Annotated in this window: 21 protein-coding genes and 1 pseudogene; 5 read left to right on the plus strand and 17 right to left on the minus strand. The window is 67.1% G+C overall.

Features of this window, described 5'->3' with window-relative positions; genetic code table 11:
• Positions 1–78 precede the first annotated feature (78 nt).
• The gene (locus ACFOPO_RS18075; RefSeq protein ID WP_386705067.1) at positions 79–327 is read right to left on the minus strand and encodes a GlsB/YeaQ/YmgE family stress response membrane protein; all 249 of its coding nucleotides are present in this window, start codon (positions 325–327) and stop codon (positions 79–81) included.
• 133 nt (positions 328–460) lie between these two features.
• Positions 461–1,951 carry a M20 family metallopeptidase gene (locus tag ACFOPO_RS18080; RefSeq protein WP_386705068.1) on the minus strand — a complete coding sequence of 497 codons (1,491 nt, stop codon included), beginning with the start codon at positions 1,949–1,951 and terminating at the stop codon, positions 461–463.
• Between the two features lie 261 nt (positions 1,952–2,212).
• Here ACFOPO_RS18080 and ACFOPO_RS18085 point away from each other — a divergent pair, with 261 nt between their 5' ends.
• Together ACFOPO_RS18085 and ACFOPO_RS18090 are read left to right on the plus strand one after the other, a co-directional pair.
• Entirely contained in the window at positions 2,213–2,596 is a 384-nt protein-coding gene (locus ACFOPO_RS18085; protein ID WP_386705069.1) for a ComEA family DNA-binding protein, read from the plus strand.
• Between the two features lie 211 nt (positions 2,597–2,807).
• Positions 2,808–3,419, plus strand: coding sequence for a HutD family protein (locus tag ACFOPO_RS18090; RefSeq protein ID WP_386705089.1), 612 nt, complete (start codon positions 2,808–2,810; stop codon positions 3,417–3,419).
• Between the two features lies 1 nt (position 3,420).
• Here the strand turns inward: ACFOPO_RS18090 and ACFOPO_RS18095 are convergent, their stop codons facing one another.
• The 15 genes from ACFOPO_RS18095 to ACFOPO_RS18165 all read right to left on the minus strand — a co-directional run bounded on the left by ACFOPO_RS18095 (position 3,421) and on the right by ACFOPO_RS18165 (position 18,281).
• Complete coding sequence (locus ACFOPO_RS18095) at positions 3,421–5,058, minus strand: sulfite reductase subunit alpha (protein ID WP_386705070.1); 1,638 nt, start codon at positions 5,056–5,058, stop codon at positions 3,421–3,423.
• A complete protein-coding gene (locus tag ACFOPO_RS18100) occupies positions 5,055–6,023 on the minus strand; it encodes an FAD:protein FMN transferase (protein ID WP_386705071.1) in 969 nt (322 codons plus the stop codon). Before ACFOPO_RS18100 ends, ACFOPO_RS18095 begins: the two co-directional genes overlap by 4 nt.
• Positions 6,024–6,029: 6 nt before the next feature.
• Positions 6,030–6,839 (minus strand): DUF4198 domain-containing protein, encoded by an 810-nt coding sequence (locus tag ACFOPO_RS18105; protein ID WP_386705072.1) that lies wholly within the window; start codon positions 6,837–6,839, stop codon positions 6,030–6,032.
• 37 nt (positions 6,840–6,876) lie between these two features.
• Positions 6,877–7,386, minus strand: coding sequence for a DUF2271 domain-containing protein (locus ACFOPO_RS18110; protein WP_386705073.1), 510 nt, complete (start codon positions 7,384–7,386; stop codon positions 6,877–6,879).
• A gap of 28 nt (positions 7,387–7,414) precedes the next feature.
• Complete coding sequence (locus ACFOPO_RS18115) at positions 7,415–8,059, minus strand: PepSY-associated TM helix domain-containing protein (RefSeq protein ID WP_386705074.1); 645 nt, start codon at positions 8,057–8,059, stop codon at positions 7,415–7,417.
• A gap of 13 nt (positions 8,060–8,072) precedes the next feature.
• The gene (locus tag ACFOPO_RS18120) at positions 8,073–8,759 is read right to left on the minus strand and encodes a Fe2+-dependent dioxygenase (RefSeq protein WP_386705075.1); all 687 of its coding nucleotides are present in this window, start codon (positions 8,757–8,759) and stop codon (positions 8,073–8,075) included.
• 74 nt (positions 8,760–8,833) lie between these two features.
• On the minus strand, positions 8,834–11,203 hold the full coding sequence (locus ACFOPO_RS18125; RefSeq protein WP_386705076.1) for a TonB-dependent receptor: 2,370 nt from the start codon (positions 11,201–11,203) through the stop codon (positions 8,834–8,836).
• A 201-nt stretch (positions 11,204–11,404) separates the two neighbouring features.
• Positions 11,405–11,728, minus strand: coding sequence for a Rieske (2Fe-2S) protein (locus ACFOPO_RS18130; protein ID WP_386705077.1), 324 nt, complete (start codon positions 11,726–11,728; stop codon positions 11,405–11,407).
• A gap of 3 nt (positions 11,729–11,731) precedes the next feature.
• Positions 11,732–12,295, minus strand: coding sequence for a GNAT family N-acetyltransferase (locus ACFOPO_RS18135; protein ID WP_386705078.1), 564 nt, complete (start codon positions 12,293–12,295; stop codon positions 11,732–11,734).
• Positions 12,292–13,527: a cysteine desulfurase gene (locus ACFOPO_RS18140; RefSeq protein ID WP_386705079.1), complete on the minus strand. Its 1,236-nt coding sequence runs from the start codon at positions 13,525–13,527 to the stop codon at positions 12,292–12,294. The genes ACFOPO_RS18135 and ACFOPO_RS18140 overlap by 4 nt, the downstream gene beginning before the upstream one ends.
• Positions 13,524–14,819: a Fe-S cluster assembly protein SufD gene (sufD, locus tag ACFOPO_RS18145; protein WP_386705080.1), complete on the minus strand. Its 1,296-nt coding sequence runs from the start codon at positions 14,817–14,819 to the stop codon at positions 13,524–13,526. Before sufD ends, ACFOPO_RS18140 begins: the two co-directional genes overlap by 4 nt.
• Before the next feature lies 1 nt (position 14,820).
• Positions 14,821–15,585, minus strand: a complete 765-nt coding sequence (gene sufC, locus ACFOPO_RS18150) for a Fe-S cluster assembly ATPase SufC (RefSeq protein ID WP_386705081.1) — start codon at positions 15,583–15,585, stop codon at positions 14,821–14,823.
• A 62-nt stretch (positions 15,586–15,647) separates the two neighbouring features.
• Positions 15,648–17,096: a Fe-S cluster assembly protein SufB gene (gene sufB, locus ACFOPO_RS18155; protein WP_386705082.1), complete on the minus strand. Its 1,449-nt coding sequence runs from the start codon at positions 17,094–17,096 to the stop codon at positions 15,648–15,650.
• A 43-nt stretch (positions 17,097–17,139) separates the two neighbouring features.
• Positions 17,140–17,601, minus strand: coding sequence for an SUF system Fe-S cluster assembly regulator (locus ACFOPO_RS18160; RefSeq protein ID WP_386705083.1), 462 nt, complete (start codon positions 17,599–17,601; stop codon positions 17,140–17,142).
• Positions 17,602–17,732: 131 nt separating this feature from the next.
• Positions 17,733–18,281, minus strand: coding sequence for a cytochrome C (locus ACFOPO_RS18165; RefSeq protein ID WP_386705084.1), 549 nt, complete (start codon positions 18,279–18,281; stop codon positions 17,733–17,735).
• Positions 18,282–18,405: 124 nt separating this feature from the next.
• On the opposite strand from ACFOPO_RS18165, the pseudogene ACFOPO_RS18170 reads away from it, so the two are divergent.
• The 3 genes and pseudogenes from ACFOPO_RS18170 to ACFOPO_RS18180 all read left to right on the plus strand — a co-directional run.
• A pseudogene (locus ACFOPO_RS18170) lies at positions 18,406–18,867 on the plus strand (SET domain-containing protein); the annotation flags it as partial.
• Positions 18,868–19,125: 258 nt separating this feature from the next.
• Entirely contained in the window at positions 19,126–19,923 is a 798-nt protein-coding gene (locus ACFOPO_RS18175) for a 3-hydroxybutyrate dehydrogenase (RefSeq protein ID WP_386705085.1), read from the plus strand.
• A 255-nt stretch (positions 19,924–20,178) separates the two neighbouring features.
• Complete coding sequence (locus ACFOPO_RS18180) at positions 20,179–22,389, plus strand: DUF5916 domain-containing protein (protein WP_386705086.1); 2,211 nt, start codon at positions 20,179–20,181, stop codon at positions 22,387–22,389.
• The last annotated feature ends 152 nt before the right edge of the window (positions 22,390–22,541 follow it).

Here is a 22,541-nt window from a genome sequence, read left to right on the forward strand (position 1 = left end):
CGGGTGCGCTGCGCTTACCCGGGCTACGTGCAAAGAAAAACCCCGGCGGTGGCCGGGGTTTTTTGTCTGGCTTGCGGATCAGGCCGCCGGTTTGGCGGTCTTGCTGCGGATGAACTCGTAGATGAAGAGCAGCACCACGGCGCAGATGATCGAGATCAGGAAACCGATGAAGCCGCCGCCGGCATAGAGCAGGCTGCCGATGTAGGCGCCGGCGATGCCGAGCAGGATGGTGAGGATCCAACCCATCGGGTCGGCACCGGGCTTGAAGAAGCGCGCCAGGATGCCAATAACCGCACCAATGATGATCGTATAGACGATGCTGCCCATATCGCTCCCTCCTGAAGTGGTTGGGTGACGCGAGCGAATCCTAGCACCGGACCCCGCTGCGCAATCCCTCCCCCCTTGCGGGGGAGGGACAGGCCGCGAAGCGGCCAGGGAGAGGGGGAGGGAGGGCGAGCCCTCAGCAGCAACCGTGGTCGCCGCGCTCCTGCCCGCCGGCCACCGCCGCCACGCCCGTGGTCTCGCCGCGCTGGCTGGCCAGGTGGTGCTCGGCAATCACGCGCGAGACGCAGGCGGTGACGCGCTTGCCCATCGGGATGTGCAGGAACTCATTGGGGCCGTGCGCGTTGCTGTGCGGGCCGAGCACGCCGGTGATCATGAACTGCGCGCCCGGGAACTTCTCGCCGAGCATGCCCATGAAGGGGATCGAACCGCCTTCGCCCATGTACATCGCCGGCTGGCCGAAGAACTCGCGGCTGGAGGCGTCGATGGCCTTGGTCAGCCACGGCGACTGTGCCGGTGCGTTCCAGCCGCTCGACGACTTCTCCAGGTCGAGGGTGACCTGGGCGCCGTTGGGCGGATTGCTCAGCAGGACTTCCTTGAGCAGTTCGCCGGCGCGCTTGCCGTCCAGGGTCGGCGGCAGGCGCAGCGACAGCTTCACCGAGGTGTGCGGACGCAGCACGTTGCCGGCCGACGCCAGCGGCGGCATGCCGTCGACACCCGTCACCGACAGCGCCGGCCGCCAGGTGCGGTTGAGCACCAGCTCGGTCAGGTCGCTGGCCATCGGCGTCATGCCCGGCAGCAGCGGGAACTTGTCGAAGATCGCCGTATCGAGCACCTTCGCCGCTTCGCGCGCCTGCGCCATGCGCTCGGCAGGCACTTCGGCGAACAGGTCCTCGATGCGGATCTTGCCGGTGTTCTCGTCCTCCAGCCGCGAGAGAAGCTGGCGCAACAGGCGGAAGCTGGACGGCACGATGCCCGACGCGTCGCCGGAATGGACGCCTTCGCTGAGCACCTTGACGGTGAAGTTGCCGCCGGCCAGGCCGCGCAGCGAGGTCGTGCACCACAGCTGGTCGTAGTTGCCGCAGCCGGAGTCCAGGCACACCACCAGCGACGGCTTGCCGATGCGGCCGGCGAGATGGTCGACGTAGGCGGGCAGGTCGTAGCTGCCGGATTCTTCGCAGGCTTCGATCAGGATCACGCAGCGCGAATGCGGCAGCTGCTGTTCCTGCAGCGCCAGCACGGCGGTCAGCGAACCGAAGATCGCATAGCCGTCGTCGGCGCCACCGCGGCCATAGAGCCGGTCGCCCTTGATGACCGGCGTCCACGGGCCGAACTCGGGATCCCAGCCGGTCATCTCCGGCTGCTTGTCGAGGTGGCCGTAGAGCAGCACGCAGTCATCGTTGCTGCCGCCGTTGCTGGCGGGGATGTCGATGAAGATCAGCGGCGTGCGGCCTTCCAGGCGCACCACCTCGACCTGCATGCCGGGGATCGGCTGCGCCTTGGCCCAGCGCTCCATCAGCTTGACCGCGTCGTCCATGTAGCCATGCTTGACCCAGTCGGCGTCGAACATCGGCGACTTGTTCGGGATGCGGATGTACTCGACGAGCTGGGGAACGATCTCGTCATCCCATTTGTCGGCGACGAAACGGTCGACCTTGCTGGTATCCATGGAGGGAGCCTCGAAGCAGGGGAAGGATCGCGGGAAAGGCCGCGGGAAAGACCGCCAGTTTACGCCTCCTGCGGGGCCGGGCCGATGCGCAATGGGGCCGCTTGGCCGCGGCCAGCCGGGGCGGGGCGCCGGTTTGCCGCAGCCGGTAGGCCTTTCCCCACCGCCTGCAGCGGGCTGCGCCGGGCCGGGCGTGACGGTCGCGGCGATGTGACGGGTTGCAGCCCGCGCCGAGACTGGGCTCCCAACCCAAGGAGCCACACCATGAAATCAATCGCCAGGAAGTTCGTGCTGCTGCTGTCCTTGTTGTTCGCAACCACTGCCATGGCCGCCGAGAAGGTCAACATCAACACCGCCGATGCCGCCACCATCGATCGCGTCATGGTCAACATCGGCCCGGGCAAGGCCGAGGCGATCGTGGCCTATCGCAAGGCGAACGGACCCTTCCGCAGCGCCGAGCAGCTGGCGCTGGTCAAGGGCGTCGGCCTCAAGACCGTCGAGAAGAACCTCGACCGCATCGTCTTCACCGGCGCCGCCGCTCCCGCGAAGGCGGCAGCAGCCAGGCCGGCCGCGGCGAAGCCCGCCGCCAAGCCCGCCGCAAAGCCGGCCGCCAAACCTGTCGCACCCGCCAGGACGGCCAGCCGCTGAAGGTCTCCAGCCGCCGACGACCGGCTGTTGGCGGCAGGCGAACTGGCACGGATGCCCGAAGGGAGTCAGGGGAAGATCCCTGGACAAGGAAGTACGCCACTCCGCTGCAAGGGACTGCGACGGGGTGGCACCTCGCCTGGCGCGTGTCGGGTCGGAGCGGCCACCGCTAGACTGTCGCCAACGAGACTCCGCACAGGCGACCTCACTGGTGATGGCACGCGAACGCAGCAGCCGATCCTGGGTAATCCCGGCCAACGAGTACCGCCGCGAGCGCTGGCGAAACCAGATGGGCTGGACGCGCGAGATCCTCGCCCACGCGCCTGTCGCCGGCGAGCCTTGGGACTGGCGCCTTTCGATCGCCGAGATCGAGCGTGATGCCCCGTTCTCCGCGTTTCCCGGCATCGACCGCGAACTGGTGCTGCTGGCCGGCAACGGTCTGCGCCTGCGCTTCCGCGATGGCGAAGTGAAGGAACTGCTGCCGCCTCACGATCGAATGCGTTTTGCAGGCGAGCGCGTCGTAACCGGCGAGCTCATCGACGGACTGACCCACGACTTCAACCTGATGTGGCGCCGCGACCGCGTTCGCGCAGAGCTGTGGCACCGCCCGCTGGTCGGTCCGATGGTGTTGTTTGCCGACCCGGACAGCACCTGGGTCGTGCACCTGATCGCCGGGCAGGCGCGCTTCGCCGACGACTCCGGCCTGCCGCCCTTGGCGGCGCAGGACACCGCGATCATCGCCGCCGGTTCGCAGCGCGTGCGGCATGTCCTCGACGGTGGCGGTGAAGCCCTGCTGATCCGGATCGAACCGGTGCCTGAAGCCTGACTCAGTACACGTCGCGGCAGTAACTGCCGGAAGCGGCCATGGTTTCCAGCACGTCGAGACCGACCGCTTCGCGCAGCACCGCATCGACGTCGGGCGCCATACCTTCGAGGCTGCCGCAGACGTAGACCGAAGCGCCCTGCGCAATCCACGTGCGGAGCTGGTCGATCCGCTCGCGCAGCAGGTGCTGCACGTAGGTCCGGCGGGTCGGGTCATCGCGCGAAAACGCGAGGTCGAGCTGCTGCAGGCGTCCTACCCGATGCCAGCGTTCAATCTCGTCGCGATAGTGGAAATCGTGCGCGGCCTGGCGCTCTCCGAACAGCAGCCAGTTGCGATGGTGGCCGGCGGCGACGCGTGCCTTCAGCAGTGCACGCAGGCCGGCCAGGCCGGTGCCGTTGCCAATCAGCACCACCGGGCGATCATCGGCCGGCGGATGGAAGGCGGTATTGCGGCGGATGCGCAGGTCGATGCGTTCGCCCGCCGCGGCATGGGCCGTCAGCCAGCCGCTGCCACTGCCGAGGTGACCGTCCGGAAGGCGCATCTGCCGGACCAGCAACTGCAGGCTGCCATCGCCAGGCAAAGAAGCGATCGAGTATTCGCGATGCGGCAAGGGCTGCAGGTTATCCGCCACGGTCTGCGCACCCTGGCCCGATACATCGCGCCTGAAGGGAAGTCGCGACCGTGCCAGCACCGCCGACAGCGGCTCGACCGCATCGCCAATCTTGACGGCGATATCGCCATCGAGACCGCACTCCGCGAGCCATTGCGCGACGGCATCGTCGGGATTGCGCGGGCCGATCTCGGCGATGTCGCCGGCGGTCCAGTCGAGGTGGGTCGGGTCCTGCGGCACCAGCGCGACGTGATACGCCGGGCCGCCGACACTGCCCACGTTCATCCAGCGACGTTCGGCCAGGCGCCACGACTGATACGCCGGTGCACTCCAGTCGGCGAAGTCGGCGCGGCCGCTGAGCTGCCCGAGCCGGTGCTGCCAATGACGCAATGCCCCGGCGTCGCCGGCGTCGACATCGATGCGATCGAACAGCGGCGTGGCGCCGTGATGGTGCAACCACTGGTCGAGGCGACGGCCGAAGCCGCAGAACTGGTCGTAGGCACGGTCGCCCAATGCCAGCACCGCGTATTCCAGTCCTTCCAGGGTGAGCGACTGGTCGAGCACGTGGCGCGTGAAGCCGAGCACGTGGTCCGGCGGATCGCCTTCCCCCGTGGTGCTGGCGATGAACAGCGCACGCCGATGGCTGCGCAGCACGTCGGCATCGACGCGATGCAGCGGCAGCGCACGCACCGCCATGCCCGCCGTGCGCAGCGCGTCGGCGGTGTGCTCGGCCAGCTGCTGCGCGAATCCTGTCTGGCTGGCCCACGACAGCAGCACCGCATCGGCGCCGTCGGTCTCATCGCCCAGGGACGCCGATCGAGCCTGTGTTCTCGCACCGGAAACGATCGCCGCACAGAGTCCCACGTAAGCCAGCACGACCAGCGCGGCCAGCAACCAGCTACCCAGGCGCGGCGATGCCAGCCACCATGCATCCGTCTGCCAGTGGCCGAACGCAAGCGCCAGCACCAGCAGGCCAGACAGCGCCAGCGCGTTGCCGAGCCATGCCCGGCGCGTGGAGACGGCAGCAGTCATGCCTGCAACAGCTCCGCGAATGCCGGCGTCATGCGTTCCCCGGCACCATCGGTGCCGGCCACGACGAATCGCGCCGCCATCCCGTGCTCGCAGGCGAATGCGTAACCGTCCGCCGCGCCCATCACGGTCAACGCCGTGGCCCAGCCGTCGGCGAGCATGGCGGTGGCAGCGGCCACGGTGACCGCGGCCGGAGCGTCCAGTGCCGGGCGACCACTGCGAGGGTCGATGGTGTGGCTGTAGCGCTGGCCGTCGCGTTCGACGCGGTGCCAGCGATCACCCGACGTCGCCACTGCCAGACCGTCGAGATCGAGCACGCGCGCAGGGCTGTTGTCGTCCTCATCGCCGGCACAGGCCTCGACGATCACTCGCCACGGCGCGCCGTCAGGCTTGCGGCCGCGTCCGTACAGCTCACCGCCGACTTCGACCAGCGCGCTGTCGATGCCGTCGGCCTGCAATTGCATCGCCACCGCATCGACGGCGAAGCCCTTGGCGATCGCGCACAGATCCAGCTGCGTGCCACCCGGCTGCAATGCACGCCGTGTCTGCGCGTCGAGGACCAGGCGCCGCCAGCCGACGGACGCGAGCACTTCAGGCGGCAAGGCCCGCGGCATGTCATGGCGACCGGAGGGGCCGAAGCCCCAGGCATCGGCGATGGCGCCGATGGTCGGGTCGTAGGCGCCATCGCTGCTGCGTGCGATATCGAGCGCACACGTCAGCACCGTCCAGAAATCGTCCTGCAGCGCGTGCCAGCTGCCCGCCGCGGCGTTATTGAACCGGCTCAGGTCGGAGTGGGCGGTCCAGTTGCTCATCTGCGCGACCACGCCATCCAGGCGTGCCTGGACGCGTGAATGCACCGCGTGCAGATCGGTATGCCGCTGGGTCACCAGCTTCACCGACCAGGTCGTTCCCATGGTCGCGCCGCCGAGGATGTCGACGGCGCCAAGGTTGCTGCCTGCAGCTTGCACGTCTGGTTACTGCGGCAGCACTTCGAGCGTGGCGACGTAGCCGACACGACGCTGCCTGGCCTGCGGCACGCTCGTCTTCTTGTCCTCGCTGGTCGCTTCCAGCCAGTACATGCCCGCTTCCGGCCAGGTCACGGTGAACTCGCCCTTGGCGTCGGTCTTGACCTTGATCTCGTCCTGCGCGTTGCGGTAACGGGTGTTGCCGCGCACGATCTCGACATCGATGCCGGGCGCCGGCTTGCCGTCGATCTGCATGCGGAACTTCGCTTCGTCACCGGCGAACAGATCGTTGGGATGCGTGACCGGCACCAGCTCCAGGCCCTTGCCGCTGGGCTTGAGCGCGGTGTCGTTGGGCGAGCCGTTGGTGACGAAGGTCTCTACGCGGCTGATCGACTGCGACACCTGCAGGTTCTTCGCGCCCTTGGGCACGCCGGTTGCGAACTCGGCGGCGGTGCCGCGCCAGCGCTTGGGCTTGCCGTCTTCGTCCCACTGGCCGACCACGTAGTCGTTGACCACGCCGATCCGGTAGGTGCCGGTCTGCTTGAGCTCGACGTCGAACACCGTGCGGTACTTGCCGGTGGCGCTGTTCTGCGCGGCGACCTGGCTGCCGTCGGGCGCGGTGATGACGAGGTTGTCGGTCTTCAGCGGCACATGGTTGAAGTAGAACAGGTCGTTGGACACCGCGGCATCGACGGTGACCCACGGATTGTTGCCGGCGAGCACGGTCTGCGACGGCTGCAACCATGCCTTGTGTGCCTGCGCGGCCAGCGGCAGCGAGAGTGCGAATGCGAGTGCGGCGAACTTCAGGGTCTGCTTCATGGGGAACACTCCGACGAACAATATTGGGGGATGCGGGTTACGGCTTGCTGGCCAGCGTGACCAGTCCGAGCTCGCTGCTGCCCTGTGCGCTGCCATTGCTGGCACCGCGCCACTTGAACGGAATCTTGAGCAGCTCGCGCCCGCCGACTTCGCGTGCGGCCTCCACCACCAGCGTGTAGTCGCCGGCCGGCAGCGCGGCCAGCTCGGGGTTGCTGTCGGTGAACTGCAATTCGTGCTTGCCGACCGGTCGAGTCGGCCCGGTGACGCCATCGACCGGCACCTTCAGCGTGCGGCCGCTGCGGCGCCACCACTGGCGCAGGTCAGGCAACCATTTGGTGCCGGCGCCTTCGTTGGTCGCCTTCTGCGAGTACCACACCGCAAGGTTGGCAGCCGCCTTCTGGTCCAGGCCTTCCACCCAGATCGCCACGTACGGACGGTGGTACTCGGCGACGTTGAGCTGCGGGATCTGCAGGTTGAGGTTGATCTCGGCCGAATGGGCCGGCAGGGCGAGCAGGCCGCTCAGCGCAATGGTCAGTTGGACACGCATGGGATCTCCGGGGGAGGCGGTGTGACGATCAGTGGATGAAAAGCAGCGCCAGCAGCAGCGGCAACACCAGCCCCAGCACCACCCAGGGCCAGGTCGTCGGGCGCTGGCGCGCGTGCATCTGCAGCAGGAACAGGCCGGTGATGCAGAACACCAGGCAGGCGATGGCGAAGATGTCGATGAACCAGCGCCAGGCAGCGCCGGTGTTGCGGCCCTTGTGCAGGTCGTTGAGGTAGGCGATCCAGCCGCGCGACGTGCGCTCGTATTCGACTGCGCCGGTGGCGCGGTCGATGCTCAGCCAGGCATCGCCGCCGGGACGCGGCAGCGACAGGTAGACCTCCTGTTCCGACCACTCCGCCGGCTGCGCGCCGATGGCGACCGGCAGCACATCGTTGAGCCAGTCGCTGACGCTGCCCGGCAACGGTGCGCTGCCTTCATTGCGCTTGCCCAACGCCTTCAACAGCGAAGGCGGCATGTCGACCGTGCGGTTGAGGGTCTGCGGCTTGGCCTCGATGACGCTGGAGTGGTTGAGGGTGACGCCGGTGATGGAGAACAGCAGCATCGCCACCAGGCAGATCGCCGAGCTGATCCAGTGCCACTGGTGCAGCGTGCGCAGCCAGAAGCCGCGGCGCTGCTGGCGGGCGGCGATGTCGGGCGTGGCGGAGGAGGCGCTCATGCTCTCGAAGCCATCAGGTCTCTGCCCAGCGCCGCAACAGGTTGTGGTAGACGCCGGTCAGCTGCACGAGCGCAGGGTGATCGGGCACATCCTGGGTCAGGCGCCGTATCGACACGTCGAGGTCGAACATCAGCCGACGTTGCGCATCCTCGCGCAGCAGGCTCTGGATCCAGAAGAACGAGGCGATGCGCTCGCCACGGGTCACCGGCGTGACCTTGTGCAGGCTGGTACCGGGGTAGAGCACCAGGTCGCCGGCGCGCAGCTTCACCTGCTGCACGCCGTAGGTGTCTTCGATGATCAGTTCGCCGCCGTCGTAGTCTTCCGGCGCGCTGAGGAACAGCGTGGCCGACAGGTCGGTACGGATCGGCTCCGCACCCCCGCCGCTGCGGTCGTAGCGGACGGCATTGTCGACGTGGAAGCCGAACGACTGGCCACCGCTGTAGCGGTTGAACAACGGTGGATAGATGCGCTGAGGCAGCGCTGCGGAAAAGAACGTCGAGTTGCGCGACAGCGCCTCCAGCACCAGCGCGCCGAGCTCGCGGGCGACCGGATCGTTTTCCGGCAGCTGCGCGTTGTCCTTGGCCTGCGCCGACTGGTAGCCGGCGGTGATGCGGCCGTCGGCCCAGCCGGCCTGCGCCAGCCGTGCGCGGCAATGCGCGACCTGGTCGGCGGTGAGGACTTGCGGGACTTGCAGCAGCATCGTCTCGTGCTCCTTCAATGCGACCGCCCGGCGTGGGCCGGGCGGCGCGGGGACCGGTCAGGACTCAGCCCGGATTAGAACCTGTACGCGGCACTCAATACCACCGAGCGGGTATCGCCCGGCGTCGACCAGCCGTTGTTGCGGACGCGGATGTAGTACTCCTTGTCGAACAGGTTGTTGGCATTGAGCTGCAGGCTCAGGCGCTCGTTGATGTCGTAGCCGACCATCGCCCGGTGGGTGGTGTAGCCCTTGATGTCGCCGGCGTTGGCGCCGACGCCGGTGTAGTACTCGTAGCCGCTCTGGTGGGTGATGCCGTAACCGAAGGTCCACTGGCTGAGGTCGTAGGTGGTCCACAGGCTGCCCGAGCGCTCCGGGGTGCCGCTGATCGGCCGGCCCTTGATCGGGTCGGGATTGGCGGAGTTGTTGCCGCACGCCGTGCTCGGGTGGGCAATGCAGTTGTCGGACACGCCCTGCAGCACTTCGCTGTCGAGCCAGGTGACGTTGGCGAAGATCGACCAGTCGTGGGTGATCTGGCCGGCGACGCCGAGGGTGACGCCGTCCACGCGCGCTTCGCCGTCGAGCTGCTGCTCGCCGCTCGGGTTGAGCGGATTGCCCGGGTCGGCGACCTTGAACTCCTCGCGGTCGTTGCGGAACACCGAGGCCGTCAGCGCCAGGCGGCTGCCGATGTCCCACTTGGTGCCGATTTCGTAATTGACCGCGGTTTCCGGGTCGACGTTGCAGTTGGCGGTGCCGGTGGTGCTGGTCAGCGTGCACGAGCCGTTGACCGAGGCCTTCGACGGCGTCTTGCTGTTGGAGTACGACACGTAGATCGTGCCGTTCTCGCGCGGCTTGTAGACCAGGCCGGCGCGGTAGGAGAACAGGTCGTCCTCGTTGGCGGCCACGGGCGCGCGGCCGAGCACGGCGCCGATGTTGCTGTTGTCCGGATTCGGGTTGGCCGGCGTCGGCGCGGTGTAGGTCTTGATGTTCCAGATGGCGCTGTCGCCCTCGTTGTGCTCGTAGCGGGCACCGAGGTTCAGCATCCACTGCGGGCTGAATTCGAGCGTGTCGAAGACGTAGACCGCCTGGTTGTCCTGGGTGCCTTCGGTGCGGCCAACCAGGAACGGATTGATCGGGCCGGTCCACAGCGAGTCGGGGTTGGTCAGGCTCATGATCGGCGGTGTCACCGGCGTGCCGTCGGCCGTGCGCAGCAGGTTGACCGTGTCGAGGTCGAAGCTCTCGTGCGAGAACGAGACGCCGGCGACCAGCGAGTGCTTGATCGAACCGGTGGCGAAGTGCGAGGTCAGGTCGGTCTGGCTGATGGCGATGCCGTTGCGGGTGTCGCGCGAATGGCCGCGCGGCCCGCTGGGCTGGTAGGTGTTGGGCGTGAGCGGACGCGGGCAGGCCAGGCCGGTGGCGGCATTGACGCCGCCTTCCAGGCACCAGGTGCCCTGCGGTGCGTCGACCACGCTGAGCTGGTCGACCTGCTGGAAGCGGGCCAGGCTGCGCAGCGTCATGGCGTCGCTGAAGTCGTGTTCGAACACGCCGGTGAGCATGTCGACATCGATCTCCTGCTTGTCGATGTTGCGGTAGCCGTAGTAGTTGGACGGATCGACGCCCGGCAGCGGGCCGCCATAGGCGCTGAAGTAGGGCACGCCGTACTGCGGGATGTTGTCGTCGCTCTGGTGGAAGTAGCTCACCGTGAAGCGGGTGTCGCTGCCCAGGCCGAAGGCCAGCGACGGCGCGATGCCCCAGCGCTCGAAGGTCTCGACATCGCGGCCCGGCGCGTCGTTCTGGTGGACCATCGCGTTGATGCGGAAGGCCGTGCCATTGTCGAAGTCGGTATTGCTGTCGACGGTGATGCGGCCATAGCTGTCGGTGCCGGCGCCGCCCTGCAGCACGGTGAAGTCGCCCTCGCGCGCGGCCTTGCTGACCAGGTTGATGTTGCCGCCGACCGAACCTGCGCCGGAATAGACCGAGTTGGAACCGTTGATCAGTTCGATCGCATCGAGGTTGAAGCTGTCGGTGCGGCTGTACTGGGCGCTGTCGCGGACGTTGTCGGTGGTGATGTCGCTGTTGGCGTTGAAGCCGCGCAGGATGATGCTGTCGCCGTAACCGCCGCCGCCTTCACCGGCGCCGAAGGTGATGCCGGGCAGGGTGGTGAGCACATCGCGCAGGCCGATCAGGTTCTGCTGGTCCATCACTTCCTTGGTGACGACCGTGATGGTTTGCGGCGTGTCGAGCAGCGGCTCGGTGTACTTCACCGACGAGGGCTTGTCGACGTACTGGCCGTGCACTTCGATCTTGTCGAGGTCCTTCGCCTGCGGCTCGCCGGCCGGATCGGCCAGGACGGGGCCGGAGACGACAAGGGCGGTGACGGCCACCGCAACCGCGCCGGCAAGCGGCGAAACGGCGAACTTCCTGTTGGACATCTTCCTGTGGGACATGGGGGGAATCCTGATGGTCGAGTGCGGCGCACTGCCGCTGCGATCGACAATGGTAATGAGAGCGATTCCCATTTGCAACGAAAACTGAACGTGGTAGCGGCCACACTGCCGCGCCAGCGCCTGTCGGGCCGGGAAAAAGCAGTGCGTGCAAGGGGCGGGGGCCCCAGTGGACATCAGAACCGGCGCGCGGGCCGGAAGGGTTCACCCGCGGTCGTCGCGGGTCCAGACCCCGCCGTCTTCGACCTTCACCGGGAACTTCGCCACCGGCTCGTAGGCCGGCGCGCACAGCGGCCGGCCATCGCGCACGTCGAATTTCGCGCCGTGCAGGACGCATTCGACCGTCGCTTCCTCGCCGTCGAAGGTGCCGGCGGACAGTTCGAAGTCCTCGTGCGAGCACTTGTCTTCGAGCGCGTAGTAATCGCCGTCGTAGTTGACCACCAGGATGGGCGTATCGCCGTCCCAGGCGACGGTCGATTCACCCGGCAGCAGTTGCGAGGTGGCGCAGACGAAGACCCAGTCGCTCATGCCTTACAGGGCCTTTTCGAGGATTTCGAAACGCAGGTCGTCGCGCTTGGGTTCGCCGAAGCGTGCGTCGCCGTACGGGAACGGCTTCTTGATGCCGGTGCGGTGGTAGCCGCGGCGCTCGTAGAAAGCGATGAGTTCCTCGCGCACGTCGATCACCGTCATGCGCATCGCCTCCATGCCCCAGTCCTCGCGGACCAGGCGCTCGGCCTCGTTGATGACGACCTTGCCGATGCCACCGCCCTGCAGGGTCGGGTTGACCGAGAACATGCCGAAGTAGCCGGCATCGTTCTCGACCGCGACGTGGGCGCAGGCGAGCAGCCCAGGGCGACCGTCGGCGGCCTCGCGTTCGGCAATCAGGATCACGCTTTGCGGACGATCAATGCAGGCCTGGATGTCGTCGGCACCGGTGCGGCGGCCGCCGAGCAGGTCGGCTTCGGTGGTCCAGCCCTGCTTGCTGGCATCGCCGCGATAGGCCGACTCGACCAGCGCGACCAGCGCGTCGATGTCGGCGTGGGTGGCGTGGCGGAATTGGATAGGCGATTCGATCGCCGCGGCGTGGGTCGTCATGCGAGCAGTTTACGTACCTTGCGAAGGGCCGCAACGAAGGCGTCGACCTCGTCGTGGGTGTTGTAGAAGGCCAGCGAGGCGCGGCAGGTGGCGGCGACCCCGAAGTGGTGCATCAGCGGGTGCGCGCAGTGGTGGCCGGAGCGGATCGCCACGCCTTCCAGGTCGAGCAGGGTGGCCAGGTCGTGCGCGTGCGCGCCTTCGAGCAGGAAGCTGATCACCGCCGCCTTCTCGGCGGCCTCGCCGAAGATGCGCAGGCCCTCGACCTTGGACAGCTCCTCGGTGGCGTGGGCGAGCAGTGCCTGCTCGCGCGCCTCGATGTTGTGCATGCCCAGCGACGACAGGTAATCGACTGCCGCGCCCAGGCCGATGAAGCCGGCGATGTTCGGCGTGCCGGCCTCGAACTTGTGCGGCGGGTCGTTGAACACCGTGCCTTCGAAGCGCACTTCCTTGATCATCTCGCCACCGCCGATGAACGGCGGCATCGCGGCCAGGTGTTCGCGACGCGCCCACAGTGCGCCGGTGCCGGTGGGGCCGGACATCTTGTGGCCGGTGAAGGCGTAGAAGTCGCAGCCGATCGAGGCGATGTCGAGCGCACGGTGCGGCGCGGCCTGGGAACCGTCGACCACGCTGACGATGCCGCGCCGGCGGGCCTCGCGGCAGATCTCGCGCACCGGGTTGACCGTGCCGAGCACGTTGGACACGTGCGTCAGCGACAGCAGCTTCACGTCCGGCGTGAGCAGGGCGTACAGGCGCTCGAGGTCGAGCTCGCCGCGCTCGTTGAGCTCGGCGACCTTGATGGTTGCGCCGGTGCGCTGGGCGACCAGCTGCCACGGCACTATGTTGGCGTGGTGCTCCATGCGCGTGAGCACGATGGCATCACCCGGCTGCAACCGCGGCAGGGCCCACGAATAGGCGACCAGGTTGATGGCGAAGGTGGTGCCGCTGCACAGCACCAGTTCGTCGCCACGCACGTTGACGAACCGGGCCAGCTTGTTGCGCGCGCCCTCATAGGCGTCGGTCGCTTCCGTGCCCAGTGCGTGCACGGCGCGGCTGACGTTGGCGTTGTGGTGGCGGTAGAAATCATCGACCGCGGCGATCACCGACTCCGGCTTCTGCCCGGTGTTGGCCGAGTCGAAATAGATCAGCGGCTTGCCGTGGACCTGGCGGGTCAGCAGCGGGAAGTCGGCGCGGACCCGGGCCCAGTCGATGGTGCTGTCGAGGGAGGCGTTCATGCGGTCTCCAGCGTGGCCAGCGCGGCATCGAGGCGGGCAGTCAGCGTTTCGCGCAGGGCGCGATCGTCGAACACGGCCAGCGTCTCGCGGCAGAACGCCGCGGTCAGCAGCGCCCGCGCCTGTTCGGCCGGCACGCCGCGGCTGCGCATGTAGAACAGCGCGGTCGCGTCGAGCTGGCCGACGGTGGCACCGTGCGCGGCCTGCACTTCATCGGCGTGGATCTCGAGCACCGGTTGGGTGTCGATCTCGGCGCCTTCGCTGAGCAGCAGGTTCTTGTTGGACAGGTTGGCGGCGGTGCCGTCTGCGCCTTCGCGGATCAGGATGCCGCCGTGGAAGGCGGCCTTGGAACGGCCGGCACCGAGACCGCGCCAGGTCAGGTCGCAGCTGCTGTCACGACCGACGTGGTCGATGCCCAGGCGGGTGTCGAGGTGGCGCTTGCCGGTGGCGAGCAGGACGCCGTTGGCATGCAGCTTCGCGCCGTCGCCATGCAGGGCGACGTTGAGCTCGTGGCGCGACAGGCCGGCGCCGAGTTCGAGGTCGAGGCGGCGGTACTCGGACGCCTTCGCCATCACCGCATCGGTGCGCGAGATCAGCGTGGCAGTGGCGCCTTCGTCCTGCACGCGGGCGTGGTTGAGCGTGGCGTTCGGGCCCAGGTGCACGTGGGTCACGGCATTGGCCAGGTGGCTGTGCGCGCCGGCGCCGAGCTGGTGCTCGACCACGGTCAGGTTCGCGCCTTCACGCAACTCGATCAGGTTGCGCAGGTGCCATGCGCGGTCGCCGTTGCTGGCGGCGCCGATGAAGACCAAATGCAGCGGCGACGCGGCCTGCGCGCCAGCTTCGGCGCGCAGCACGATGCCGTCGTCGGCGAGTGCCGAGTTGAGGCGGGCGAAGATCTCGTCGGCGCGGTCGAAGCGGCGGGCGAGGAAGTTGGCCTCGCGCGGTTCGCCCTCGCGCAGCACCTGCGAAAGCGGCTGCAGCGTGATGCCGGCGCCTAGTCCGCCAATGTCGCTGTGGGCGGCGTCGAGGCGGCCGTTGACGAATACGATGCGCGGCGCCGGAATGGCATCGAGCACGGCGGCGTCGAAGGCAGGCACGGCGGCATCGCTGGCGACGAAGCTGCGACGCTCCAGCGAGCGCAGCGGCGTGTACTTCCAGGCCTCGACGCGGGCATGCGGGATGCCGTCGCGCAGGGCCGCATCGAGCGCGGCCTTGCGGCTGTCGCCCAGGCCGGCGGCGTCGCGCGCGGCCAGCGAATCGAAGGCGCTGGCGAAGGAGTCGAGCAGGGCGCTCATGTCAGGCCGTCGCCTCCGGCGCGATGCGATCCTTGACCCAGGCATAGCCGTGCTCTTCGAGCTGCAAGGCCAGTTCCGGACCGCCGCTCTCGACCACGCGACCGTCGGCAAGCACGTGCACCACGTCGGGCTTGATGTAGTCGAGCAGGCGCTGGTAATGGGTGATGACCACGAACGCGCGGCCGGCGTCGCGCAGCGCGTTGACGCCGTCGGCGACCGCCTTGAGCGCGTCGATGTCCAGGCCCGAGTCGGTCTCGTCGAGGATCGCCAGGCGCGGTTCGAGCAGGGCCAGCTGGAAGATCTCGTTGCGCTTCTTCTCGCCGCCGCTGAAGCCTTCGTTGACGCCGCGGTGCAGCAGCTCGTCCTTCAGGTGCAGCACGGCCAGCTTCTGCCGCACCAGCTTGAGGAACTGCATCGAATCCAGTTCCGCCTCGCCGCGCGCCTTGCGCTGGGCGTTGAGGGCGGTGCGCAGGAAGTAGGTGTTGTTCACGCCCGGGATTTCGACCGGGTACTGGAAGGCCAAGAACACGCCGGCCGCGGCGCGCTCTTCCGGCTCCAGTTCGAGCAGGTTGCGGCCATCGAAGGTGACCGTGCCGGCGGTGACTTCATAGCCTTCGCGACCGGCCAGGATGTTGCCCAGGGTCGACTTGCCGGCGCCGTTGGGGCCCATGATCGCGTGCACCTGGCCGGCCTGGACGTCGAGCGACAGTCCCTTGAGGATTTCCTTGCCGGCAACGGATACGTGGAGGTTTTCGATCTTGAGCATGATGTGTTCCGGGTTGTTCTTGCCATTCCCGCGCAGCGGGAAGAAAAGGGGAGGTGCAAATGTCAGCCGACCGAGCCTTCAAGGCTCACTTCCAGCAGCTTCTTGGCTTCCACCGCGAATTCCATCGGCAGTTCGCGGAACACCGACTTGCAGAAGCCGTCGACGATCATCGACACCGCGTCCTCAGCGCCGATACCGCGGCTGCGGCAATAGAACAGCTGGTCGTCGCTGATCTTCGAGGTGGTCGCCTCGTGCTCGACGGTCGCGGTCGGGTGCTTCACTTCGATGTACGGGAAGGTGTGGGCGCCGCACTTCTTGCCGATCAGCAGGCTGTCGCACTGGGTGTGGTTGCGCGCGCCCTCGGCGCCGCCGAGCACCTTGACCAGGCCGCGGTAGGTGTTCTGGCCGCGGCCGGCGCTGATGCCCTTGCTGATGATCTTGCTCTTGGTGCGCTTGCCGACGTGGATCATCTTGGTGCCGGTGTCGGCCTGCTGGCGATGGTGGGTCAGCGCGACCGAGTAGAACTCGCCGGTCGAGTCGTCGCCGAGCAGCACGCACGAGGGGTACTTCCAGGTGATCGCCGAACCGGTCTCAACCTGGGTCCAGGAGATCTTCGAGCGCGCGCCGCGGCATTCGCCGCGCTTGGTGACGAAGTTGTAGATGCCGCCGACGCCGTTCTCGTCGCCCGGGTACCAGTTCTGCACCGTCGAGTACTTGATCTCGGCGTCGTCCAGCGCCACCAGCTCGACCACCGCCGCGTGCAGCTGGTTCTCGTCGCGCATCGGCGCGGTGCAGCCTTCCAGGTACGAGACGTAGCTGCCTTCCTCGGCAATGATCAGCGTGCGCTCGAACTGGCCGGTGTTCATCGCGTTGATGCGGAAGTAGGTGCTCAGCTCCATCGGGCAGCGCACGCCCTTGGGGATGAACACGAAGCTGCCGTCGGAGAACACCGCCGAGTTGAGCGCGGCGAAGTAGTTGTCGCCGGTCGGCACGACGCTGCCCAGGTACTGCTTCACCAGCTCCGGGTGGTCGTGGATGGCTTCCGACAGCGAGCAGAAGATCACGCCCTTCTCGGCCAGTTCCTTGCGGAAGGTGGTGCCGACCGAAACCGAGTCGAACACCGCGTCCACCGCGACGCCGGCCAGCTTGGCGCGCTCGTGCAGCGGCACGCCGAGCTTCTCGTAGGTGTCGAGCAGCTCCTGCGGCACTTCGTCGAGCGAGGCGTACTTGGCCTTCGGCGCGGAGTAGTAGCTCAGCGCCTGCAGGTCGATCGGGGCGATGTTGAGCTTGGCCCAGTGCGGCATCGGCATGGTGAGGAAATGCCGGTACGCGGCCAGGCGCCACTCGGTCATCCACTCCGGCTCGTCCTTCTTGGCCGAGAGGGCGCGGATGATGTCCTCGTTCAGGCCCGGCGGCAGGCTGTCGGATTCGATGTCCGTGACGAAGCCGGCCTCGTACTTGCGGCCAAGCTGCTCGTGGATCTCTTTGTTTTCTATTACTTCGGTGGCCATTGGGCTGCCTACAGGATTCGTTGTTGCATGGCGGGCGGGCCCGCTACGCGTTGGCCAGGCGCAGGTCGATGCGCTTGGCCGTGGGATCGGGTGTCGTCGGTGGTGGCGGCGCCAGCATCTGTGCCAGCGTCACGCCGCGAAGGGCGTCGATCACCACGTCGTTGATGCGGCGCCAGTTGGCGCGCACGCCGCAGGACTGCTCGATGCCGCAGTTGCCGGCATGGACGCTGCACTCGGTCATGCCGAGCGGCCCTTCCATGGCGATCACGATTTCCAGCAGGCCGATGTCCTCGGCACTGCGAGCGAGGCGGTAGCCGCCGTTGGCGCCGCGGAAGCCTTCCACCAGCCCGGCCTGGGCCAGCGGCTTGAGCACCTTGGACACCGTGGTGGTTTCCAGACCGGCGCGCTCTGCCAGCTCCGAGGCGCTGAGGACAGCGTCGGAACGGTGCGCGAGCACGGTCATGACAACCGTCGCGTAGTCGGTAAGCTTGGTGACGCGGAGCATGGGGGCAGGCCGGTCGGGTTAATCCGTACCGGAATTGTACGGTTTCGGCCGCGCCCAGCCAACAACCGGGGCGGAACGCTCCCGTTCCGCCCATGGAACGCCCCGTTAAGGGGAATCCGCCGCCGACTTGTTCAGGATTCGCTGGCGGTTGCGCTGGCCACCGGAGGCGCGGCCGGCAGCACCAGGTCGAAATACGGCGGCTGCGGGTTCTGTCCCGGCGGGATGAACGCCGGCGCGGGCTGCCCGGTGGGGCCCAGAGAGCGCACGAACTGGTAGATCGCGCGGCGATCTTCCAGGGTCATGTCGCGGATCGCGAAGTCCGGCATCAGCGGGCGGGTGCGCAGCTTGGCGCTGTAATCCAGCCACTGCGTTTCGGTCATGGTCGACAACTTCAGGCGCAGGTTGGTCGGGTAGGTCGTGCCCCACGGCCCGCGGAAGCCGACCGGCGAGCCGACCAGCCACTGGTCCTTGGCGACCGCGCCCTGGCTCTCGGCATAGCCGGGCGTGTGGCAGTCATTGCAGCCGGCCGTCCGGGCCAGGTACTCGCCGCGTGCGAGCAGGTCCTTCTGTGCTGGTGCTTTCTGGTCGTTGCTGGCCTGGCGCGCGTGCTCGCCTTGCTGGCAGCCGGCCAGGGAGAGCAGGGCAGTGAGGGCGAGGGCTGATCGGATCGTCTTCATCATTCATGCACATCGGGAGGTGACCCACGCCAACGCGGTGATCGCCACGAACCGGCCAGATGCGATGGCGCGCGGCGGCCGATCCGGGCCAGAATGTCCGCCTCCCGCAATGACTACCGGATTCCGCATGCCGCGCAAGATCGCCGCCCGACGCTCCGCCATCCATGGCAACGGCGTGTTCGCCGTCCAACCGATCGCCAAGGGCGAGCGCGTCATCGAGTACAAGGGTCAGCGCCGCACCCACGAGGAAGTCGACGCCGGCGAAAGCGGCGACATCGATACCGGCCACACGTTCCTGTTCACGCTCAACGACGAGTACGTGATCGACGCAAACTTCAAGGGCAACGACGCGCGCTGGATCAACCACAGCTGCATGCCCAACTGCGAGGCGGTGCTGGAAGAGGACGAGGGCAAGGATCGTCGCCTCGACAAGGTGTTCATCGAGGCGATCCGCGACATCGCCCCGGGCGAGGAGCTGTCCTACAACTACGGCATCACCCTGGCCGAGAAGCACACCAAAGAGCTGAAGAAGATCTGGGAGTGCCGCTGCGGATCGCCCGGCTGCACCGGCACGATGCTGCAGCCCAAGTCCGACAAGAAGAAAAAGAAGCAGGAAAAGAAGAAAGAGAAGCTGGCTGGCGAGGCCAAGCGGGCAAAGCTGGCCTGATTGGCTGCCGTCATCCCGGCGAACGCCGGGATCCATCTTGCCGTTGCCGGGTTCCCGCCTTCGCGGGAATGACGGGCAAGGCGTACATTCGGGCAATGGTGTATCGCCCTCCAGCGCGGCCACACTTGAGGTAACGCGCGCGCCCGACACTGGCGCTCCACCCGCATCCCAGGAGTCCCCATGAGCCTCGCAGGCAAGGTCGCCATCGTCACCGGAGCCGCCAGCGGCATCGGCAAGGAAATCGCGTTCGAGCTGGCGCGCGCCGGCGCGGCGATCGCCATCGCCGATCTCAATGCCGATGGCGCGCAAGCCGTCGCGGCTGAAATCGCCGGCAGGGGCGGGCGCGCTCTGGGCCTGGCGATGGACGTCACCGACGAGGCGGCGGTCAATGACGGCGTCGCGCGCGTGGTGGCCGAACTGGGCGGTGTAGACATCCTGGTTTCCAACGCCGGCATCCAGATCGTCAATCCGATCGAGCAGTTCGCGTATGCCGACTGGAGGAAGATGCTGGCCATCCACCTCGATGGCGCGTTCCTGACCACCAAGGCCGTGCTGCCGCACATGTACGGCGCCGGTGCGGACGGTAAATCGCGCGGTGGCACCGTGATCTACATGGGCTCGGTGCACTCGCACCTGGCCTCGCCGCTGAAGTCGGCCTACGTCACCGCCAAGCACGGCCTGCTGGGCCTGTCGCGCACGCTGGCCAAGGAAGGGGCGAAGCATTCGGTGCGCAGCCACGTGGTCTGCCCCGGTTTCGTGCGCACGCCCCTGGTCGACAAGCAGATTCCCGAGCAGGCGAAGGAACTGGGGATCAGCGAAGCGGAAGTGGTGAGCCGGGTCATGCTCGGCAACACCGTCGATGGCATCTTCACCACGGTAGAGGACGTCGCCCAGACCGTGCGCTTCCTTGCCGAATTCCCCAGCGCGGCGCTGACCGGCCAGAGCTTCGTGGTCAGCCACGGTTGGCACATGCAGTAGCCCTTCCCAGGGGCACCCGCATCAATGCGTGATGCGGGTCGGGGAAATAGGGTTGCAATGACTTTCGCCATTCTGGCGCAGGGTGCCACTGCGTATAGGCTGTGCTCCGCTCGGGTACCACGGTGCCCTTGAACGAGCCCAGCACGGACGATCTGGTCGGATGGCCGCCTTCGATGGCGGCGGTTGCGGCGGGGATACCGGACTGGCAACCCCGACCTCCGAGATTCCTCCTCAATGCACGGCACGCGCGCAACGTTGACCCTGGCCATCCTGGCCGCTCTGTCCACCCCGGCAATGGGCGTGGAAATCGATGGCCGCATCGATCCGGCCGAATGGCAGGGCGCGCGCGAGATCACCGACTTCCGCAAGGTGCAGCCGCTGAGCCGCGAGCCGGCGACGCTGCAGACCAAGGTATGGGTGATGGCGACGCCCGAGGGCCTGGCCGTGGCCTTCCGCAACACCCAGCCGGTCGAAACGCGCACCCGGCAGAAGGTGCAGCGCGACTTCGAGGCACAGGTCGACCGCGTCAACCTGATGATCGACTACGACGGCGACGGCCGCACCGGCTACAACTTCACCGTCTCCTCGACCGATGGCATCGCCGATGCGGTCATCAGCAACGAGACCCAGTTCAACGACGACTGGGACGGCAACTGGCAGCACGCGGTCAGCGAAGACGACACCGGCTGGAACGTGGAGATGCTGATCCCCTGGTACATCGCGCCGATGCGCAATGGCAGCGATGGCATGCGCACGGTCAAGGTCTACTTCGACCGCGTGATCGGTTCGACCGGCGAGCGCTCGGCGTGGCCGGCGGCCAGCTACGAGCGGCCGCGCTTCCTGTCCGATTTCGAGCCGATGCAGATTGCGCAGTACAGCCAGTCGCTGCTGGCGATCACGCCTTATGTCTCCGGCCTGTACGACAACGTCGGCGGCAACAGCGACTTCGACGGCGGCGCCGACATCTTCTGGAAGCCCAACGGCCAGTTCCAGCTGTCGGCGACGATCAACCCCGACTTCGGCCAGGTCGAGAGCGACGACCTGGTGGTGAATTTCAGCGCCACCGAAACCTTCATCAGCGACAAGCGCCCGTTCTTCACCGAGAACCAGGGCATCTTCGAGTTCACCACGCCGTCGGACTTCAGCCAGCTGTTGTATACCCGCCGCGTGGGTGGCCCCGCCGACGACGGCAACGGCGCCGGTGACATCACGGCGGCGGTCAAGCTCAACGGCAGTTTCGGCGCGACCAAGTACGGCGTGTTCGCCGCCGACGAGGCCGACGAGGTCGGCCGCACTTTTGGCGCGCTGCGCGTGGTGCGCGACTTCGCCAGCCAGAACCTCGGCGTGATGCTGACCCAGGTCGAGCGACCGTTCCTGGATCGCGAAGCCTCGGTGATGGGCGTCGACCACAGCTGGCGCCCGAACCAGCACGTCACCGTGGAAACGCGCGTCATCGGCAGCTCGATCGACCAGGACGGCCGCACCACCGACGACAACGGCGCGACGATGTGGGTCAACTACGAGATGGAAGACGGCTGGCGCCAGCAGTGGCTGGCGATGCATTTCGGCGAAGACCTGCAGATCAACGATTTCGGCTACCTGTCGCGCGCCAACCTCAACTACCTCAACTGGCAGGTGATGCGCCGCTTCACCGACCAGCCGGCCGAATCGCGCTATGCCTCCAAGGACTGGCGCGGTCGTATCAGCGGCACCGACAACGACCACGGCGAGCGCCTGCAACGGCAGTTGCGCATCAGCCGCCAGGGCAACCTGCGCAACGGCAGCTTCGAGTACGCGCAGATCAACATCAACAGCGCCTTCGTCGACGACCTGCTCACGCGCGGCAACGGCAACGTCAACCTTCCGCCGAACTTCAACGCGTACCTGGAGTACGAGCGCCCGCGCAAGGGCAACTGGGCGTGGGAGCTGGAGGCCAATGCCTTCAGCGGCGGCCTGGCCGGCAACGACAGGCTCGGCTTCGACCTGCGCCTGCAGCCGACGTATTTCTTCAACGACGCCTTCAGTGTCTACCTGGGCGGGTACTACGAGCAGATCCCGAGCTGGCTGATCTGGCAACAGGACAATCTGATCGGCGAGTTCAACGAGAAGATGATGCAGATCAGCGCCGGCCTGGACTGGAACATCGGCAGCAAGCAGGAGCTGCGGGTGAAGCTGCAGGCACTGGGGCTGGATGCTCCGTTGCGCCAGGCCTATCGGGTCGATGCCGGCGGCAACTCCATCGCCAGTGCCGATGCGGTCGACGATTTCAACGTGCAGAACCTGGGGTTCCAGATCCGTTATCGCTATGAGCTGGCGCCGCTGTCGTACCTGTACGTGGTCTACGGCCGCGGTGGTTACCAGCAGGAGCCGTTCTCGGAGGACACCGGCGAGGCGGTGCGCGACAGCCTGGAGCTGCGCGACGATGAGCAGTTGCTGGTCAAGCTGAGCTACCGCTTCGAGATCTGACCCGTCATCCCGGCGAAAGCCGGGACCCATTTTGACTTTGCCTTTGCTCTTTGGTTTGCGAGGCAACAGCAACAGCTTCCGCCACTAAAGCGGCGGGTCACTTTTTCTTTGCTGGCCCAAAGAAAAAGTAACCAAAAAGAAATGGCCTCCTC

This window comes from Lysobacter sp. GCM10012299, assembly GCF_042649405.1.
Lineage (GTDB): Bacteria > Pseudomonadota > Gammaproteobacteria > Xanthomonadales > Xanthomonadaceae > Lysobacter_J.